This window comes from Neoluteolibacter marinus, from assembly GCF_014904755.1.
Taxonomy (GTDB): Bacteria; Verrucomicrobiota; Verrucomicrobiia; order Verrucomicrobiales; family Akkermansiaceae; genus Haloferula; species Haloferula marina.
Window position 1 is genome coordinate 1 of record NZ_JACZFQ010000349.1, and the last position, 503, is coordinate 503.

Annotated in this window: 1 pseudogene; it reads left to right on the top strand. The window is 58.8% G+C overall.

What is annotated here, in order from left to right:
- Nucleotides 1–463, top strand: a pseudogene (locus tag IG178_RS25210) (alpha/beta hydrolase); the annotation flags it as partial.
- Nucleotides 464–503 lie beyond the last annotated feature (40 nt).

Below are 503 nucleotides of genomic sequence, written 5' to 3' on the forward strand. Positions count from 1 at the left end.
ACACTGGCCGGATTACGAGAAGACGCACAGGCTCAGCCTATTTATCAAGTGGCACGTCTGTATGCCGGTGATTGCTCGAGTGCTGGGCTACTTCCCGGGAAAGAAGCTCGGATGGCTGGAAAATCTGCCACAGGGCGTCGCCCTCGACTGGGCGCGCGGAGCATCGGACTACTCGAAGACGATCGGCCCCGAGGGAGAGGCGATACTGCGCCGAAGCGCTCAGCTGACGCTCCCGGTATTGGCGGTGAATCCAACTGACGACCCATATGCCACACCAGCAGCGGTGCGAAGAACACTGAACTATCTCCCTCAAGCCGAATGCGAGGAGATCTATCTGCACCCTCGGAACCTCGATGTAGACGAGATCGGGCACTTCGCACTTTTCCACCAACGCTTCCAAAACACATTCTGGACAGCAGCCTTCAGCTGGTTAACTGGCTCTTCAGAGTTGAGTGTGGGGTGAGGCGTCGAGGCCGCCGGTGATGAGGAGCATGCGGAGGCGG